At 45.0% G+C, this 18,864-nt stretch carries 13 protein-coding genes; all 13 read left to right on the forward strand.

Annotated features, from left to right (window positions below; all coding sequences use genetic code 11):
* Positions 1–151: 151 nt before the first annotated feature.
* A complete protein-coding gene (gene epd, locus J3U76_RS02620; RefSeq protein WP_208004114.1) occupies positions 152–1,171 on the forward strand; it encodes an erythrose-4-phosphate dehydrogenase in 1,020 nt (339 codons plus the stop codon).
* A gap of 30 nt (positions 1,172–1,201) precedes the next feature.
* Positions 1,202–2,365: a phosphoglycerate kinase gene (locus tag J3U76_RS02625; RefSeq protein ID WP_208004115.1), complete on the forward strand. Its 1,164-nt coding sequence runs from the start codon at positions 1,202–1,204 to the stop codon at positions 2,363–2,365.
* Positions 2,366–2,426: 61 nt separating this feature from the next.
* A complete protein-coding gene (fbaA, locus tag J3U76_RS02630) occupies positions 2,427–3,506 on the forward strand; it encodes a class II fructose-bisphosphate aldolase (RefSeq protein WP_208004116.1) in 1,080 nt (359 codons plus the stop codon).
* Between the two features lie 211 nt (positions 3,507–3,717).
* On the forward strand, positions 3,718–7,809 hold the full coding sequence (locus tag J3U76_RS02635) for a retention module-containing protein (protein WP_208004117.1): 4,092 nt from the start codon (positions 3,718–3,720) through the stop codon (positions 7,807–7,809).
* Between the two features lie 122 nt (positions 7,810–7,931).
* The gene (locus tag J3U76_RS02640; RefSeq protein WP_208004118.1) at positions 7,932–10,076 is read left to right on the forward strand and encodes a type I secretion system permease/ATPase; all 2,145 of its coding nucleotides are present in this window, start codon (positions 7,932–7,934) and stop codon (positions 10,074–10,076) included.
* Positions 10,069–11,457: an HlyD family type I secretion periplasmic adaptor subunit gene (locus J3U76_RS02645; protein ID WP_208004119.1), complete on the forward strand. Its 1,389-nt coding sequence runs from the start codon at positions 10,069–10,071 to the stop codon at positions 11,455–11,457. Before J3U76_RS02640 ends, J3U76_RS02645 begins: the two co-directional genes overlap by 8 nt.
* A gap of 20 nt (positions 11,458–11,477) precedes the next feature.
* A complete protein-coding gene (locus J3U76_RS02650; RefSeq protein ID WP_208004120.1) occupies positions 11,478–12,776 on the forward strand; it encodes a TolC family outer membrane protein in 1,299 nt (432 codons plus the stop codon).
* 29 nt (positions 12,777–12,805) lie between these two features.
* Entirely contained in the window at positions 12,806–13,402 is a 597-nt protein-coding gene (locus J3U76_RS02655; protein ID WP_208004121.1) for an OmpA family protein, read from the forward strand.
* Complete coding sequence (locus J3U76_RS02660) at positions 13,402–14,088, forward strand: transglutaminase-like cysteine peptidase (protein ID WP_243454000.1); 687 nt, start codon at positions 13,402–13,404, stop codon at positions 14,086–14,088. The genes J3U76_RS02655 and J3U76_RS02660 overlap by 1 nt, the downstream gene beginning before the upstream one ends.
* A gap of 2 nt (positions 14,089–14,090) precedes the next feature.
* The gene (locus J3U76_RS02665; protein ID WP_208004122.1) at positions 14,091–16,001 is read left to right on the forward strand and encodes a bifunctional diguanylate cyclase/phosphodiesterase; all 1,911 of its coding nucleotides are present in this window, start codon (positions 14,091–14,093) and stop codon (positions 15,999–16,001) included.
* 193 nt (positions 16,002–16,194) lie between these two features.
* Positions 16,195–16,695 (forward strand): hypothetical protein, encoded by a 501-nt coding sequence (locus J3U76_RS02670; protein WP_208004123.1) that lies wholly within the window; start codon positions 16,195–16,197, stop codon positions 16,693–16,695.
* A 47-nt stretch (positions 16,696–16,742) separates the two neighbouring features.
* Positions 16,743–17,480 (forward strand): SIMPL domain-containing protein, encoded by a 738-nt coding sequence (locus J3U76_RS02675; RefSeq protein ID WP_208004124.1) that lies wholly within the window; start codon positions 16,743–16,745, stop codon positions 17,478–17,480.
* 118 nt (positions 17,481–17,598) lie between these two features.
* Positions 17,599–18,828 (forward strand): phosphoglycerate dehydrogenase, encoded by a 1,230-nt coding sequence (serA, locus tag J3U76_RS02680; RefSeq protein ID WP_208004125.1) that lies wholly within the window; start codon positions 17,599–17,601, stop codon positions 18,826–18,828.
* Positions 18,829–18,864: the final 36 nt, after the last annotated feature.

The following is an 18,864-nucleotide window of genomic DNA, read 5'->3' on the forward strand; positions in this document are numbered from 1 at the left end:
AACTCAGCCACAGACGTGGCTGAGTTCTCTTTTTAAGCCATCATCATAGTTCCAACCATTCCCCTTGCTGTCGATCCCCGTTAGACTTGTGCTTAGATTAAGCGCGATGAACAAAAAAGCGCAGCCTCAAGCCTTCAGGGAATAACAATCAATGATCCGAATCGCCATTAACGGCTATGGCCGTATAGGGCGCAGTGTACTACGGGCTTTTTATGAGCGTAATTTACACAGCCAGATGAAAATTGTTGCCATTAACGAGCTCGCAGAGCCCGAAGCCATGGCCCACTTAACTCGCTACGACTCGAGCCATGGCCGCTTTGGTCATGACGTTACCCTGCTTCCCAATTCGTTTGATATTCAGGGCGACATCATTCGTTTATGTCACGAGTCTGATCCGGCTAAGCTCCCTTGGGCAGAGCTCGACGTTGATCTAGTACTCGAATGTACCGGTGTACATTCCAGTCGCCATGATGCCAATCTACATATTGAAGCTGGGGCCAAAAAAGTGCTGTTTTCTCACCCCGGTGACAGCGACTTAGACGCCACCATTGTCTATGGCGTTAACCACCAGCAATTAACTGGGCACGAGACCATAGTCTCTAATGCCTCGTGCACCACCAACTGCGTAGTGCCGGTGATAGAAACCCTACACCAAGCCTTTAATATCAAATGTGGTAACATCACCACCATTCATTCAGCCATGAACGATCAGCAAGTGATTGATGCCTATCATAGTGATTTACGCCGCACACGAGCTGCCAGTCAGTCTATTATTCCAGTAGATACCAAGTTGGCGAAAGGCGTGGAGCGCATATTGCCGCATTTTGCCGGTAAATTTGAAGCTATTTCAGTGCGTGTGCCCACTATTAACGTGACCGCCATGGACTTAAGTATTTTGGTAGAGCAAAAAGCCACGGTAGAGGCAGTGAATCAGATACTGCGTGAAGCCGCACTTGGCCCGTTAAAAGGCATTTTAGATTATACCGAAGCGCCGTTAGTGTCGGTTGATTTCAACCACGACTCGCACTCCTCCATTATAGATGGCACCCAAACGCGAGTCAGTGATGCTAACCTGATTAAAATGCTGATGTGGTGCGATAACGAGTGGGGCTTTGCTAACCGCATGCTCGACACCAGCCTTGCTTGGATTAATGCATCTTTATCCGTTTAAACATTTAACTGCTATATAAAGGACGCCCCAATGTCTGTTATGACGATGAACCAACTGGATTTATCTGCGAAACGCGTATTGATTCGTGCCGATTTGAATGTGCCCATTAAAGATGGTGTGGTGAGTTCAGATGCTCGCATTTTAGCGTCATTACCCACCATAAAAGCCGCACTCGAGCAAGGTGCTAAAGTCATGGTGACCTCGCATTTAGGTCGCCCAACTGAAGGCGAATATGCCGCAGAGTTTTCGTTACAGCCCGTGGTTGATTACTTGCAACAAGCACTCACAGTACCGGTGCGTTTAGCCAAAGATTATTTAGCGGGCGTTGAGCTTGCTGACAATGAGTTAGTCGTGCTAGAAAATGTGCGCTTTAACCTGGGCGAGAAAAAAGACGACGAAGCGCTATCACGCCAATATGCCGCGCTATGCGATGTGTTTGTGATGGATGCGTTTGGTACCGCACATCGTGCACAAGCCTCCACCCATGGCGTGGCTAAATTTGCCCCTGTCGCTTGTGCAGGCCCACTGTTATCCGCTGAGCTCACGGCGTTAGCCAAGGCGTTAGATAACCCTGCTCGTCCTTTAGTAGCGGTAGTGGGGGGCTCTAAAGTGTCTACCAAGTTAACCGTATTAGAGTCGTTATCGACTATAGCCGATCAGCTAGTGGTGGGGGGCGGTATTTCTAATACCTTTGTGGCGGCCGCTGGCCATAACGTGGGTAAATCACTGCACGAAGCTGATCTTATTCCCGAAGCCAAGCGCCTAATGGACAAGTGTGCCATTCCATTACCCAGTGATGTGCGCACCGCCACTGAATTTTCAGATACTGCCCCCGCCACCATGAAAAATGTGGCCGAGGTACAAGATAATGAGCAAATTCTTGACCTAGGCGATGCGTCTGCCCATGAGCTAGCCGACATCTTGAAAAAAGCCAAAACCATTATCTGGAATGGTCCCGTGGGTGTATTTGAATTTGAGAACTTTCGTCATGGCACCCAGATTATTGCCAACGCCATTGCCGAGAGCGAAGCATTCTCTATTGCCGGTGGCGGTGATACCCTAGCGGCCATTGATCTGTTTGGCATTAAAGAGCAAATTTCTTATATTTCAACCGGTGGCGGTGCCTTTTTAGAGTTTGTAGAAGGTAAAACCTTGCCTGCCGTGGCCATGCTTGAGCAAAGAGCCAAAGGTTAACCTGTTTGATTTATCTCGGTGGGCCTAGGCCTGCCGAATACGTTTTAGCGAGGAGCAAAAAATGTCTCAGAAAATTTTAGATGTCGTAAAACCCGGTGTGGTGTGTGGCCACGATATGCAAAAAATCTTTGCTATCGCCAAAGAAAACGCCTTTGCACTGCCAGCCGTTAACGTAGTGGGCAGTGATTCAGTGAACGCGGTACTTGAAGCGGCCGCCAAAGTTAAAGCACCAGTCGTAGTCCAGTTCTCTAACGGTGGTGCAGCGTTTTTTGCTGGCAAAGGCTTAAAGCTAGAAGGTCACCAAGCGGCCATTTTAGGCGCGATTTCTGGCGCACAGCATGTGCATGCCATGGCTGCCGCCTACGGGGTGCCGGTTATCTTGCATACCGACCATGCTGCTAAAAAACTACTGCCTTGGATTGATGGTTTGTTAGATGCCGGCGAAAAACATTTTGCCGAAACCGGTAAACCGCTATTCAGCTCGCACATGATTGATTTGTCTGAAGAGTCATTAGAAGAAAACATCGAAATTTGTGGCCAGTACCTAGCACGCATGAGCAAAATTGGCATGACGCTAGAAATCGAGCTGGGTTGCACCGGCGGTGAAGAAGATGGCGTAGACAATACCGGCATGGACAGCTCATTGCTGTATACCCAGCCAGAAGACGTGGCTTATGCCTATGAAAAGCTGATTGCCATTAGTGACATGTTTACCATTGCCGCCTCTTTTGGCAACGTGCACGGCGTATATAAGCCAGGTAACGTTAAACTCACTCCGAAAATTTTGGATAATTCGCAAAAGTACGTATCCGAAAAATTTGGTCTGCCTGCTAAATCATTAGACTTTGTATTTCACGGTGGCTCTGGCTCATCGGCGGCAGAAATTGAAGAGTCCATTGGTTATGGCGTGATCAAAATGAACATAGACACAGATACCCAGTGGGCAACCTGGGCTGGGGTGATGGATTACTACAAAACCAAACAAGATTACCTGCAAGGCCAAATTGGTAACCCAGAGGGTGACGACAAGCCGAACAAAAAATACTACGACCCCCGCGCTTGGTTGCGCGAAGGCCAAAACAGCATGATCGCTCGTTTAGAGCAGGCATTTAGCGAGCTAAACGCCAACGATGTGTTGTAACTAAGTCTTAACTATCATTATCTTATTGAATACCGGCTGCCAGCCGGTATTTTTTTGCTTATAGATAATATAATGCTTCTAAAAAATAGGAGGGTTGCTGTGTAGAGCGACATCATTGATTCGATTTATGCTAATAGATGGGTTCAATTGTCTCTGCTATGCTTAAATGAATTAATTACCACCAATAACAAAATAGTAACGGGAGAAAGTAATGGAACAAATACAAGAAACCGCAACTGTTACAGCCTTAATTGGTAACGCATTCGTTTTACGAGCCAATGGTGAAAAAGTAGCGTTGAAGCAAGGTGATATACTTTCTCCTGGTACTATTATCATGACTGAAGCCGGGGCTGAGGTTGTGGTGACAGGGCCAGATTTTAATTTAGCGTTAGGCGAAAATAGCTTAACGGAAATACCCGCAGAGTTATTAGAGACCGCCGAAGCGCCTACCATTTTATCGAACAACAGTGATGAAGTGAGTGATTTGCAAGCCGCCATTCTAGACGGCATGGATCCTACCCAAGCATTTGAAGCCGCGGCCGCAGGCCCAGCAGCACCAGGCCCAGGCGTGGCAGCCGCAGATGGCAGTGGTAATGGTGGGTTCGTCGTAGTGTCACGCAGTGGCGACAGCCTCATTGCCGAAGCTGGGTTTGATACAGCCGTGGCTTCTACGGTATTAGATGACGGGCCTAATAATACGCTTACAGATATTATTGATACGCAGGGACCAGAGGTCATTGTTACCATTAATGATGATGGCACCGTTAGCTTTGAGTTTGATAAAGAAATTATCGGTTTTGATGAAACCGATATCGTAGTTGAAAACGGTACCATTGTTGAAGGCACCTTAACTCAAGATCCCAATGACCCGAACAAGTGGATCGCTGAACTTAAGCCAGATGATGGCCTTGAAGGTGATGTGACGGTGACTGTGCCTGAGGGTAGCTATACCGATACGGTCGGTAACCCAGGTAATGAAGGAAGTGACGAGAAATTCTTTGATACGCTTCCTCCTGAAGCCAACATCAGCATTAATGTGATTGCCGGTGATGACGTGGTGAATGCGGCGGAAGCGGCAGCGGATGTCACCCTGAGTGGCAGCGTGGGCGGGGATGCCAAAGCCGGCGACGTGGTGACCGTGACCGTGAATGGCACCGAATACACCACAGTGGTGAACGCCGATGGCGTGAGCTGGAACGTCGACGTGGCGGGCAGCGAACTGCTGGCCGACGCCGATCAAAAAATTGAAGCCACGGTGGCGGCCAGCGATGCGGCGGGCAATACCGTGACCGCCAATGACGAGCGTCCGTATGGCGTGGACACCGAGATCGAAGCCAACATCAGCATTAATGTGATTGCCGGTGATGACGTGGTGAATGCGGCGGAAGCGGCAGCGGATGTCACCCTGAGTGGCAGCGTGGGCGGGGATGCCAAAGCCGGCGACGTGGTGACCGTGACCGTGAATGGCACCGAATACACCACAGTGGTGAACGCCGATGGCGTGAGCTGGAACGTCGACGTGGCGGGCAGCGAACTGCTGGCCGACGCCGATCAAAAAATTGAAGCCACAGTCACCGCCAGCGATGCGGCGGGCAACACCGTGACCGCCAGTGCCGAGCGTCCGTATGGCGTAGACACCGAGATCGAAGCCAACATCAGCATTAATGTGATTGCCGGTGATGACGTGGTGAATGCGGCGGAAGCGGCAGCGGATGTCACCCTGAGTGGCAGCGTGGGCGGGGATGCCAAAGCCGGCGACGTGGTGACCGTGACCGTGAATGGCACCGAATACACCACAGTGGTGAACGCCGATGGCGTGAGCTGGAACGTCGACGTGGCGGGCAGCGAACTGCTGGCCGACGCCGATCAAAAAATTGAAGCCACGGTGGCGGCCAGCGATGCGGCGGGCAACACCGTGACCGCCAATGACGAGCGTCCGTATGGCGTGGACACTGTGGCGCCGACTGTTGAAGCGGCTCTAATATCAGTTTCTGAAGAAGGGTTAGCAGGTGGTATTCCTGATAACGATGGGGAGCCTTCTGACACAACTGATAATGCTTTTGCATCAGGAAACCTTGCGCCATCAGAAACAGTTACCATCAAACTCGTTGAACCTGTAACTACGCTCAAGTCAAATGGGGATACTGTAGCATGGAATTTATCAACTGATGGTAAAACGCTGACTGGTAGCACGACTATTGGTGGTGTTTCTAAAGCAATAATAATCGTCACTGTAAATGATGCAGGTAAGGTTGATGTAGTACTAAAGGCCGCTGTTGACCACCCTGACATGACTAAAGAAGATATTTTAAGTCTTGTTATTGGTGTAGAGGTGAGTGACATGAGTGGTAATGTTACTCAATCTACTGTCGTCATTAATATTGAAGATGACTCCCCCACCATTGAAGTTAGTGGTGCGTTAGAAGTGGAATCAGGTAATCTTTCTACGACTGGCCAGTTGGCCATTGATTTTGGTGCCGACGGCGCGGCGGCGACCGGCAGCATCACCGTCAATGGCACTGACTTTGCGTTACCGGCGAGTGGTGACACCGTCACCATTACCGGTACTCACGGTCAGCTGGTGGTGGACAGCGCGGGCGAGTACACCTACACGGCGAATGCTTATACCGGTGGTAAAGGAGATGCATTTAAATTTGAAGTCACAGATGGTGATGGTGACGTTGCTGAAACCACTTTGAATGTTGGCATCACTGACTTAAATTATGAGATTCAAATAGGCACCAAAGGTGATGATGATTTGAGGTCAACAGAAAACACACACTCGATCATTATCGGCGACACTCCTACTACACCTATTACTGAAACAGGACAAAATTATAATCTTGCCTTTATAGTAGACAGCTCCGGTAGTATGGGAAATCAGGGTGTTGCAGATGCTAAGAGCTCGATCAATACCGTAATTGAGAGTTTAAAAGCTAGCGCGCTGGAAGATGGCAGTGGAACAGTCAACATTTATATTTCTGATTTTGACAGTAGCGTTCGTAGTACTGTTACTTTTGACTTAACTGATGGTGACCTTGATAGTAAATTAGCAAACTTCTTAAATTCGATGACCAATGGTGGTGGGACTAACTATGAAGCGGCATTTAAAGACGCAGCCAACTGGTTCCAGTCTGGTACAGCTACCAGTAATGTCGATGCAAAGGATTTAACTTATTTCATTACCGATGGTAAACCAACTTACTATGAGAGCAAGGAAGTAAAAGTATTAAATAATGTGGATGCTGACACTCAGAATATAGGTACAACTAAAACGGTTGGCTCTTGGTGGAGTGGTACCACCACTTATACCGTTCGAGCTGATGGTAAAGGTGGTAATGAGTGGTCAGTTACTGGTGGTAATGGTCGGGATACAACTAATACTGTAGAATATCACTCCAAAGCTGCTTTTGAGCTGTTGAAAGAACAATCTACGGTTGAGGCTATTGGTTTAGGTTCTAACGTATCTAACAGCGATTTAGAGCCTTACGATTCTGATGGTCAAGTACAAACTGGTATTGACCCGAGTGATCTTGCTGATGCCATCTTAGGTACTACGGTTGATGTACCAATGGGAGAGGATTCAATTACAGGTGGTGATGGTAACGACATTCTGTTTGGCGACTCTTTTATTTTAGACGGCGCGGATACGGGTATTTCTACTCGAGGTGCTTTGCAAAGTTATGTGGCAGGACAGCTTGGAAAACCTGTAAGTGAAACCACCAATCAAGACATTCATCAATATATTACGGAAAATCATAGTGAGTTTGATCGTTCTACTGACTTAGATAGTGATGACAATATCACTGGCGGTGCTGGTAACGATATTATTTATGGTGGTGGTGGTAATGACATCATCGATGGCGGTGCTGGTAACGATATTATTTATGGGGGCGCTGGTAACGACATCATAAGTGGTGGTACTGGCGAGGACCATATAACCGGCGGGCTAGGTGACGACATCATCGACTTAGGTCTTAACGACGGTGCTATTGATATTGTTTACTGGACCGCAGAAGAAGCTCAATCGGGGCAGGTTCAAAATGATGTTATAGAATCATTTGAGTTGGGTGTTGATAAGCTGGACTTTAGTGATTTTCTTACTGATGATGAGAAAGATAACCTTGATGAACACTTAAGCGTCAACGAAGTTGATGGCGAAGCCGTGATCACAGTAACAACTGACTCTAATGCTGAGTTAAATATTACTTTGGATGGTATTGCTTATGACGGAAGTAGTGATGCTGATTTGTTAAATAGTGTACTCACAACGGAGTTGCTCAACAACTTAAATAACGGTTAATTTTTAATCATATAAATGGTACCTTTAACATGTTAAAGGTGCCATTTTTTAATTCATTTTCATTATCAATAATAAAACTCTATTATTAGTGCTAAGTGATATTAACAAGAGTATGCCTACCTATGCAGGATCCTCATTCGGTACAAGATCCCTTGCTACAAAGCTTGGTATTTTTAACTAAAATCTATGGTCACCCTTACCAAGGTGAAGCGCTAATAAATGGCTTACCGCTGGTGGATGGTAAGCTCACTCCCTTGTTATTTTCACGAGCGGCAGAGCGAGCAGAGCTTGCTGCACACCACAGTGCTTATGCGCTAGCAGATATTTCTGAATTACTATTGCCTTGTATTCTATTACTTAATAATGGTGACGCAGGTGTTTTATTAGAAATAGATCATGACCAAGATCGTTGTCGAGTGATGCTGCCAAGCTCAGGTGAGGGAGAGCAGTGGTTAGCAATAGAGGCACTATCTAATGGCTACACAGGCCAGGTTATTTTTACTAAACCTAAGTTTCGTTATGATGCTCGGTCTCCTAAAACGTTGGATTCTCAAGACGGACATTGGTTTTGGGGAACGCTACGTCGTTCAACCTTTATTTATCGGGATGTGTTGATTGGCTCTTTATTGATCAATTTATTTGCCATTGTCACTCCTTTATTTACCATGAATGTGTACGACAAAATTGTACCTAATTTATCTTTTGATTCTTTATGGGTATTAGCCATTGGTGCGGGCATTGTTTTTATCTTTGATTTTATATTGCGCATGTTACGTAGCCATTTTATAGATGTGGCAGGTAAAAAATCAGACGTACTATTATCTGCGCAAATATTTTCTAAAGTAATGGGCATGCGAATGGAAGCTAGGCCTACCTCTACGGGAGCCTTCGCTAAACACTTACAAGAATTTGAGTCAGTTAGAGATTTTTTAACCTCTGCCACCGTTACTGCATTAGTCGATATTCCTTTCTCTTTACTGTTTTTATTTATTATCTGGATATTTGCCGGTCACATGGTGTGGGTACCTATTATCGCTATTTTACTACTGATGGCAGTCAGCTTGTTAGTACAAGGCTCACTTAAACGCAGTATAGAAGAAGGATCACGGCTTGCATCACAAAAAAATGCCAACTTAGTAGAAGGTATTTCAGGGCTAGAAACAATCAAACTATTTGGTGCTCAGGGCACCTTTCAGCACCGTTGGGAACAGGCGGTGAGTCATATTGCTAACTGGGGCATGAAAACCCGGCGTATCACTAATTCGGTGTCTACATTAGCCGCTGTAGTACAACAATTTACTACGGTTAGCTTAATTGTATTGGGGGTATATTTAATTGCTGCAGGTGAGTTATCAATGGGGGGATTGATTGCCGCAGTAATGTTAAGTGGTAGGGCGGTAGGCCCCATGATACAAATTGCTATGTTGTCGACGCGTTATAATCAAGCGCGCTCAGCTATGACTATCTTAGAGCAAATAATGGACTCGCCAGATGAAAATGTAGCTGGTCGTCGCTTTGTACATCACCCCGAATTTAAAGGCGATATTACATTTAATGATGTGAGTTTTCGTTATCCGGGCACCGAACATGATGTATTAAACAATATTAACCTGCATATTAAAGCCGGCGAGAAAGTCGCTATTATTGGTCGTATTGGTTCAGGAAAAACTACCTTAGAGCGCTTGGTTGCCGGTTTGTATAAGCCTACTGGCGGTGCTTTGCGTATTGATGGTATTGATATAGGCCAACTACAGCCAGCAGCGTTGCGACACAATGTGGGGTGCGTGCCACAAGATGTAACACTCTTTTATGGCACTATTCGCGATAATATAGTTATTGCTAATCCGCTTGCTGATGAAAATCAAGTATTACGTGCGGCACAGCGCGCAGGGGTTACCTTATTCACTAACCAAGATCCCGATGGCTTAGACAAACAAGTAGGAGAGGGAGGGCGCCAGTTATCGGGTGGGCAGCGCCAAGCGATTGCTATTGCCCGCGCTTTGCTCAACGATCCTATTATGTTGATGCTTGATGAGCCTACATCCAATATGGATAACCGCTCTGAGCTATATATTCGTCAAGAATTACTCAAGCTTAAGTCTAAGCAAACCTTGTTACTGGTCACTCACAGAACCTCTATGCTAGAAGTGGTAGATAGGGTGATAGTGCTTGAGCAGGGGCGCATTATGGCTGATGGGCCTAAGCATAAGGTGTTAGCGCAATTACAATCTGGCCACATGCGCAACAAGGAGGCTAGCAATGGCTAAAAAAACTTCATTGCCGCCAGAGTTACTGGATTACACTAACGATACCGCCGCCGCAGTATTATTAAATACCCCCAAAGCGGGTAAAGCCTTGTTATGGGCTATGCTGGTGTTTGTGATTGTTGCTTTGGTGTGGGCGCGTTTTGCTGAGCTTGAAGAAGTTACTTCAGGCATGGGAAAAGTGATCCCCTCAAGTCAAATTCAAATGGTGTCTAATCTTGAAGGCGGTATTGTCCGTAACTTATACGTTAAAGAAGGGCAACAGGTTGAAAAGGGGCAAGCCTTATTGCTAATCGATGACACACGATTTATGTCTGATTTACGTGAGCGAGAGCAAGAAATTGCGGCGTTACAAGGTGATGTAATACGGCTAAAAACGGAAGTAGATTCTATTGTTATTCAAGATGATGCGTCTTTAGCATGGCGTGATCAAGTGGCTATAAAAAAGATAGAGTTAACCTTTAAAGATGATTTTCGTGAAAAGTATCCCGGACAACCTGATTTTCAGCGTTCTTTATTTAACGAACGTTTAGGATTTGTAAAGAATCAGCTCGCTATTTTAGGTAATCAAATAGAACAGCGAGAACAAGAAATTATAGAAACTAATGCCAAAATTCGCACTTTGCGCCGAGGCGTTAATCTGGCAGCCAGAGAAGTGAACATGAGCCGCCCATTAGCTAAAGAGGGCATAGTTCCTCAGGTGGAAATATTGCGGCTTGAGCGTCAGCTTAACCAAATGCAAGGGGAGTTAGAATCTACGCGACTCATGCTACCTAAGTTAGATGCATCGTTACGAGAGAACATATTTAAACGTAAAGAGGTGGCGCTAACTTTTCGTTCTGAATCTCAACTTAAGCTCAATGAAAAGCGTAATCGTCTAATGCTATTACAGCAAGGCGAAGTGGGATTACAAGATAGGGTACGGCGCACCTCGGTTATTTCTCCTGTTAAGGGAACCATTAAAACACTGCATGTTAATACGGTAGGCGGCATAGTGCAGCCGGGGATGAACTTAGTCGAAATTGTACCACTTGAAGATACTTTATTGATAGAAGCGCGTATTGAACCCAAAGATATTGGTTTTTTAAGACCTGGGTTAGAGGCCATGGTCAAGTTTACTGCTTATGATTTTACCATTTATGGCGGCTTAACCGGCAAAGTTGAAAAAATTAGTGCAGACTCAATACAAGATGATGAAGGTAATACCTTTTTTCTCGCTACAATACGCACACAAGATAGCTTTTTAGGATTAGAAACTGCGCCACTTATGATTATTCCTGGTATGCAAGCAGGAGTCGATGTAATCACGGGTAAAAAAACGGTGCTGGATTACCTACTTAAACCTTTATTAAGAGCCAAGCAAGGCGCGTTACGAGAGCGCTAATGTTGACAGGGAGAATAAAAATGAAAAAAAGTGCAATTTCTATGCTGGTTGGTGCGGTGTTTGTTATACCTGTGCATGCACAAACGTTGGAAGAAGCAGTAACGCAAAGCTTAATGACGCACCCTAAAGTTAAAGAAGCGTTTCATTTGTATCAAGCTCGTCAATATGAGCAAGATGAAGCAACGGCTGGTTATTTGCCTACTCTAGATGCCAATGCCGGTATTGGTTATGAATATACCGACAGCCCAGGTTTACGTGGAGCGACACATAATACCGAAGAGCTGACGCGTAAAGAGCTGGGCTTATCATTACGCCAACTTTTATTTGATGGTTTTAAGACCTCGAGTAATGTCGGCCGTACTCAGGCAGAAGCAGATGCACAGCGTTATACCCTGTTATCTAATGCTGAAAATATTGCTTTGCGAGTGGCTGAAGTTTACCTAGATGTATTGCGCCAAGATGAAATTGTAGAATTATCACGTCGTAATCTAGAAACGCATGAGCAAATTTATTCCGATATTCAACGCCGTACCGACTCAGGTGTGGGGTCGAGTGCCGACTTTACTCAAATTCAAGGTCGCGTCGCTCGAGCGTATTCTAATATGACGGCGGCAGAGAATAATCTGCGTGATGCACAAAGTCAGTTTATTGCGCTGGTGAATGAGACACCTAACGACTTGCGCCAACCTAAAGCTGATGCCAATTTTGTGCCTGCGACACTTGATGATGCTTTATCTATTGCACAAAAACAGCATCCTACATTAACCTCGGCCTCATTTGATGTTGATGCTGCTCGCTATCAACATAAAGATGCTAAAGCTGAATTTTATCCTAAGGTGCACCTAGAGTTAGGCAGTAATTGGGATGATGATATTGATGGTGCTGAAGGGCATAACAACGATTATAGGGCCATGGTGCGTATGCGTTATAACTTGTTTAATGGTGGAGCAGACGTAGCCCGTAGCCGTTCAACGTCTGCGTTAGAGATGCAAGCAAAAGATATTCAAATGAATGCGCATCGCCAAGTAGATGAAGGCATGCGTTTAGCATGGGCTGCGTATGAATCATTAGGTCGCCAAAAAGACTTTTTACGTCAACACGTAGAAGCCAGCTTTAATACGGTTGATGCTTATAAAAAGCAATTCTCTTTAGGCAGTCGTACCCTGTTAGATGTGTTGAATACTGAAAATGAGCTATTTGAAGCACGTCGTTCTTATATTAATGCTGAATATGATCAGCTAGCAGCCGAGTATCGCATTATGAATGCATCTGGCCAGTTACTGGATGCTTTGCGCTTCACTCGTCCTGAGCAGTGGTAAGTTTAGAGCTTAATTTAAGGAGAAATATAATGAAAAAATGGATGATGTTAGCTCTGGTATTGCCGTTGTCGGCTTGTACTCTTACTGCTGAACCTGAGCAAGATACGGTAGCGGAGTATGATCTCACTGATATTGATACCGATGGTGTTATTGCGGCTCGCGATAACTGTTTAGATTCTGTCAGTAACTCTAAAGTTGATAATGATGGTTGCGGCGACAAAACCTATAACGCCCTACAGCAAGATATTATTATTTTCTTTGATCATGATAAGTCTATTGTTAAGCCTAAATATAACAGCGACATTAATAAGATGGCTGCTTTTATAACAAAAAATCCTAATTTAAAATTATTATTAGAAGGGCATGCCAGCAAAGTAGGTTCAGAACAATATAATTTAGCCTTATCTAAGCGTCGAGCAGAGTCTGTGCGTGGTGCCTTAATTAAGGATGGAGTTAAGAATAGTCAGCTAGAAATTATTGGTTATGGTGAAACTAAGCCACTCTTGATGGGGGATGATGATCAGACAGCTGCTGAAAATCGTCGTGTAGTGGGCGCATTAACTTCAATTAAAGAAGATGTACGCTTGCGTTGGAATGTATATAGCGTTGAGAAAAACGACGAGTAATGCGCAACTCGCTATCTTATTTGATTGGGCTGCTATTGCTAAGCTTAGTGCTTGGCACTGCAGCACAATCACAAAGAGAAGAAGACGCAAAAATGATCACTGTTGTGCAGCATTTTTATGGAAAAAACGCTGCACAGCGTACCCAGAGATGGCGAGAGCTTGTGCAACAAGTACAATCACAAAATATAAGCGAACGTGCAGTATTATCTCGGGTAAATATATTTTTTAATCGTTTACATTTTATTGATGATATTAAGCTTTGGGGTAAAAAAGATTATTGGGCTACTCCTCTCGAGTTTTTAGGTGCAGGTGGCGGAGACTGTGAAGACTTTAGTTTGGCTAAATACTTTACATTACGAGAGCTCGGCATTGCGGATGACAAGCTACGCATGGTTTATGTTAAGGCGCTAGAACTTAACCAATTTCACATGGTTGTTGCTTATTATCCAACGCCCGCCGCCGTTCCTTATATTTTAGATAACTTAGAGGGTACCATTCGCTTGGCAACAGAACGAAGCGACCTTGCCCCTATTTACAGTTTTAACGGTCAGCATCTATGGTTGATGCGTGAGCGAGGACAAGGTGAGCTAGCTGGGGAGGCATCTCGGTTATCTCTTTGGAATGAACTGCGTGGCCGGGTGGATGTTAGACGGCTACAAAAGCCCCGTATTAACTTGGATAATTAATTATGACACTCTACCGTCAACTGTTAGTGACCATGCTGTTGCTGTTTATTATGCTTTTTGTGACGGCTTACTCGGTACAATTTAGCTCAACAAGGAACTACCTTGCTCAACAGCAAGAAACCACAGTCATTAACACGGCCACTTCGCTTGGGTTAGCATTAACGCCATACTTAGAAACCAGTGATAATCTGGGCGCTGAATCAGTGATTAATGCCGTATTTGACGGTGGTTTTTATCGTAAAATTCAGCTTGAGCTATTGGCAGCCAACAAAGACATTACTCGTGAGAATGTGATCCCTCCTCAGAACGTTCCTGACTGGTTTATTAATTTAGGTCTCTTCGACAGTGTTAGCTACGATGCTGTGCTTACCTCGGGTTGGTTACAGCTAGGTAAGCTAACTATAGAGGGACACCCAGGGCAGGCCTATTATCAACTGTGGCAGGGCATGAGCCAGTTAGCTACTTGGTTTGTACTATGTTTTGTGGTGGCTTGGGGCTTACTCGTATTGGCACTGCGTTATTTTTTAAAACCATTGCACGACATTGAGCTACAAGCACACGAAATAGAGCGACAGCGTTTTGGTCATGTCATTTCGTTACCTAACACTCGAGAATTAAGAGAGGTTGTTAAGGCGATTAATAGCATGTCGGGTCAGCTTGAAGTGCAATTTAAAGAACAAGCTGATGAGGCAGAGCGGCTACGTCACCGAGCTTTTTCAGACCCTACTTCTGGTTTAGGAAACCGAGCCTTTTTTGTTTCGCAAAGCCAGTCTTGGATAAGCGATGGTACTGGTGGTGCCGTATTGCTGATAGCGGTTGATATACTCGAAAAGTTAGATCAAGAGGAAGGTTTTACCGCTCGAGATCAGATGATTAAAGCGATTGCTAATGACTTACAAAAATTGTGCCAGCGCTTTAGTGACTTTGCCTTGTCGCGATTGTCTGCCCGAGAGTTTGCTTTGTTAGTGCCTGAGTCTGATATAGAGCGGTTGTCGCTGTTGGGCGAAGAAATTAACCGTCAAATTGCTGAGCAAGTGATTGATCCGGTTAATGTGCCTAATATCTCTGTGATAGGTATAGCTGTTATACAAGATAAAGATGAAAGCTCTCAACTGCTTACACGAGCAGATCATGCGTTAAATAAAGCCCGAATGGAAGAAGCGGGGGCTGTGGTTATTGAGCACAGTAAGCGTGAGCACCAGTTAGGACGGTTGGCGTGGAAAAAGCTCATAGAAACGGCCTTAACCAATGATTTGTTTGAGTTAAGCAGTCAGGCGGTGTGTGATATTCATGGCACCTTACTGCACGAAGAAGTTTATATGGCAATTCGTAACGGCAACACTGTATATGGTGCAGGTAGCTTTTTACCCATGGTGGAGCAGTTTAAGTTAGGTGAACGACTCGACTTACATATTATTGAGCGCACACTCAATAAGTTAGTTGCATCACCCAGTGTATATTTGGCTGTTAACCTGACTCAACATAGTTGTGAACAAGCGGGGTTTTGGCATCAACTTGATTTGCTGTTAGCCCAATACCCTAACGTGTGTTCTAGGTTGCTATTAGAGTTGCCAGAGAAGGTTTTTGTGTTTCATAAAAATGCGTTAATGGTGCCACTCGCTTCTTTAAATGTAGCTTGGGGTATTGATCACTTTGGTCGTCACTTTGACTTATTAACGCAGTTAAGCGATTTAAGTCCCCACTACGTTAAGTTAGATCATAGTTTTACCAGTAATGTAGCCAAAGCCGATTATGATGATGCGTTTTTAGCTGCTGTATGTCGCTCAGCTCATAGTATGGGGGCTGTTACTATTGCGACTCGGGTAGAAACTGAGCCACAACTAGAGGTATTAAAAACCTTATATGTGGATGCTTACCAAGGGTTTGTAAGTCCACCACAAAAATGGGTATAACTGTTCTATTTTTTAGGTAGAAAGCTTGGCTTTTACGGAACTTACTGTCTAAATATTGAGCAGGATTAAAATGGTGTTCGCTTCTAGTCTTATAAGTATTAACAGACAACAAGTGGGGCGACATCATGAGCAATATTTCAATTGGTCTCTGTGCACTGAGTTTGAGCCCCTGTTTTAACAAGCAGAGGCCACAATGACTAAAATTTTAGGTGTGCAGCTGCAAGGCATTCAGTATCACTGGAATGGGCAAGATATTTTGGTTGATGATGGCGTGGGAGTACCTTGGCCATTAATAGGCAGCTTATTGGATCAGATTGAGCTGTTAGATGCCGAAGGCGAACCTGTGGCTACCTTTTCTATCGATTTTTTGGCGCAGCAATGGTTAGTGACAGGTGATAGCTCGCAACAACACATTATATTAATTGATGATAGCGGCAGTCAGTTTCCTCTGTATTCGCAAGATAATATAAGCGAAGACGAACAATTAATCGCCTTGCTATCTTCTGATTCTGGGGCTTTGTTGGGCGCTTCAGAAGTGGAGGTTCAGAGCATGCCGAGAGTGACCGACATTTTACAAGATGCTGACCAATTATTAGAGGGAACCGTTACGCCCTTAGCCGACACAACCAGTCTAAACAGAGAGTCAATTGATGATGTGCTTAACTGGTTTGCGGTGTACCATCATCATGATTAACAAAATTAAGTGGATATTAAGCACCGGTTAATGATGAGGTTTTATTTATGCGCAACACTGCACTTTCGGTACGTAATACAGTTTTAGGTACACTGACCTTACTGCCTTTATTAGTTAGCTCCCATGCCGTCGCCATTGCCGTGCCCGACAAACCGCATCTTGTCACGCAAGGACACTCCGAAATAAAAGTGGCTCCTGATATGGCGACGCTGTCGGTAAAGGTAACAGCACTTAAATCTGATAGTCGAGCTGCTAAAGAAGACGTTGATACCAAAGTAGCCGCCTTATTTAGTCGCCTTGCTGGCTTGGGCGTGACTAAAAAAGACATTGATAGCGGTAATGTGATTACTCGGCCTGACTATCAATACTCAAAAAAAGAGGATAAGCCCAAGCTGTTGGGTTATCGAGCCGAGCGTAACATTAGCGTACGTCTCTATGATCTGGACCAACTTAGCCAAGTCTTAAATAAAGTCTTAGAGCAGGGGATACAAGAAATTCAGCAAGTGAGTTATGGACGGCGTAATAGCGATGAGCTGCGCCAGAAAGCGCGATTGGCGGCAATGGCGAAGGCAACTGAACTTGCTAAAGAGCTAAGCCAAGCTGCAGGGCGTGAATTAGGTGATGTGTATGCAATTGAATATCAGGCTCCCCGCATCAGCATCCCACCGCGACACTATGGAGCACTAAACAGTAAAGTGGCGTCAGAGGAAACGCGAGACGCCAGCTATGTACAAAACGACATTAAGTTTAGCGATCAAGTCGACGTCGTTTTTGTTTTAAAGTAAAAGAACCCTTCGGTTTAGCCCCATTCAAAGAGACGCCGCGCCTTTATACATTCCCTAAGGCGCGTGTTTTTGATACTTTATAGTAAAAACCCCACGCAGTACTTAAAAGGACCAGGTAATGGCGCATCACTCTTTAGATAAAGACAAAATTAAAATTTTACTACTGGAAGGTGTACATCCAGGCTCAGTTGAGATGTTCAAAAACGCCGGTTATACCAACATTGACTACTTGAAGACTTCGCTGTCTGATAGCGATTTAAAAGAGCGCATTAAAGATGTGCACTTTGTTGGTTTACGCTCACGCACTCAACTGACTGAATCAGTACTGGATGCGGCAGAAAAGCTGGTCGCTATTGGTTGTTTCTGTATTGGTACTAATCAGGTTAATTTAGATGCCGCCGCCATGCGGGGTATTCCGGTATTTAACGCGCCTTTCTCTAACACTCGCAGTGTTGCCGAGCTGGTACTGGGTGAGCTTTTATTGTTGCTGCGCGGTATTCCTGAACGCAATGCCAAAGCACACCGTGGCGAATGGCAAAAAAGTGCCAGCCATGCATTTGAAGCCCGTGGTAAGCGCTTAGGCATTATTGGTTACGGTCATATCGGTACTCAGTTAAGCATTATTGCCGAAGGTATTGGTATGCAAGTGTCTTACTACGACATTGAAGCTAAATTGTCTTTGGGTAATGCCACTCAGGTATATAACTTAGAAGAGTTACTTGCCCAGTCAGATGTGGTGTCTTTGCATGTGCCAGAAACCCCGCAAACACAGAATATGTTTGGTGCTAAAGAAATCGCTAACATGAAGCCTGGTTCTATTTTGATTAACGCGTCACGCGGTACAGTAGTAGACATTGATGCACTGGCTGAGGCGTTATCTAGCAAGCACATTGCAGGGGCGGCTATTGATGTGTTCCCAGTAGAGCCTAAGTCTAATGATGAAGAGTTTGTATCACCGCTTCGCAACTTCGACAACGTGATCTTAACTCCGCACATTGGTGGCTCCACCCAAGAAGCGCAAGAAAATATTGGTTATGAAGTGGCCGGCAAGTTGATCAAATATTCAGATAATGGCTCAACACTGTCTGCGGTTAACTTCCCTGAAGTGTCTTTGCCAGAGCACCCAGATACCAGTCGTTTGTTACACGTTCACCACAACAAACCGGGTATTTTGAGTCAAATTGTGCAAGCGTTTTCAGCTGAAGGTATTAATATTGCCTCTCAGTATCTACAAACCACGCCGCATATTGGCTATGTGGTCATTGAAGTAGAAAGCGCGCAAAGTGAGCAAGCGCTAGCCAAGCTGAAAAGCATAGAAGGCACCATTCGCGCCCGCATCGTGCATTAATGAGCTATTAAATAATAAAGGGGCCAAGCGGCCCCT

The organism is Oceanisphaera pacifica, assembly GCF_017498065.1.
Lineage (GTDB): Bacteria > Pseudomonadota > Gammaproteobacteria > Enterobacterales > Aeromonadaceae > Oceanimonas > Oceanimonas pacifica.

Coding starts and splice junctions, on each gene's coding strand:
- J3U76_RS02645 (WP_208004119.1), top strand. CDS start 10,069: ATGGCTAAAAAAACTTCATTGCCGCCAGAGTTACTGGATTACACTAAC.
- fbaA (WP_208004116.1), top strand. CDS start 2,427: ATGTCTCAGAAAATTTTAGATGTCGTAAAACCCGGTGTGGTGTGTGGC.
- J3U76_RS02640 (WP_208004118.1), top strand. CDS start 7,932: ATGCAGGATCCTCATTCGGTACAAGATCCCTTGCTACAAAGCTTGGTA.
- J3U76_RS02660 (WP_243454000.1), top strand. CDS start 13,402: ATGCGCAACTCGCTATCTTATTTGATTGGGCTGCTATTGCTAAGCTTA.
- J3U76_RS02655 (WP_208004121.1), top strand. CDS start 12,806: ATGAAAAAATGGATGATGTTAGCTCTGGTATTGCCGTTGTCGGCTTGT.
- epd (WP_208004114.1), top strand. CDS start 152: ATGATCCGAATCGCCATTAACGGCTATGGCCGTATAGGGCGCAGTGTA.
- J3U76_RS02670 (WP_208004123.1), top strand. CDS start 16,195: ATGACTAAAATTTTAGGTGTGCAGCTGCAAGGCATTCAGTATCACTGG.
- J3U76_RS02650 (WP_208004120.1), top strand. CDS start 11,478: ATGAAAAAAAGTGCAATTTCTATGCTGGTTGGTGCGGTGTTTGTTATA.
- serA (WP_208004125.1), top strand. CDS start 17,599: ATGGCGCATCACTCTTTAGATAAAGACAAAATTAAAATTTTACTACTG.
- J3U76_RS02675 (WP_208004124.1), top strand. CDS start 16,743: ATGCGCAACACTGCACTTTCGGTACGTAATACAGTTTTAGGTACACTG.
- J3U76_RS02665 (WP_208004122.1), top strand. CDS start 14,091: ATGACACTCTACCGTCAACTGTTAGTGACCATGCTGTTGCTGTTTATT.
- J3U76_RS02625 (WP_208004115.1), top strand. CDS start 1,202: ATGTCTGTTATGACGATGAACCAACTGGATTTATCTGCGAAACGCGTA.
- J3U76_RS02635 (WP_208004117.1), top strand. CDS start 3,718: ATGGAACAAATACAAGAAACCGCAACTGTTACAGCCTTAATTGGTAAC.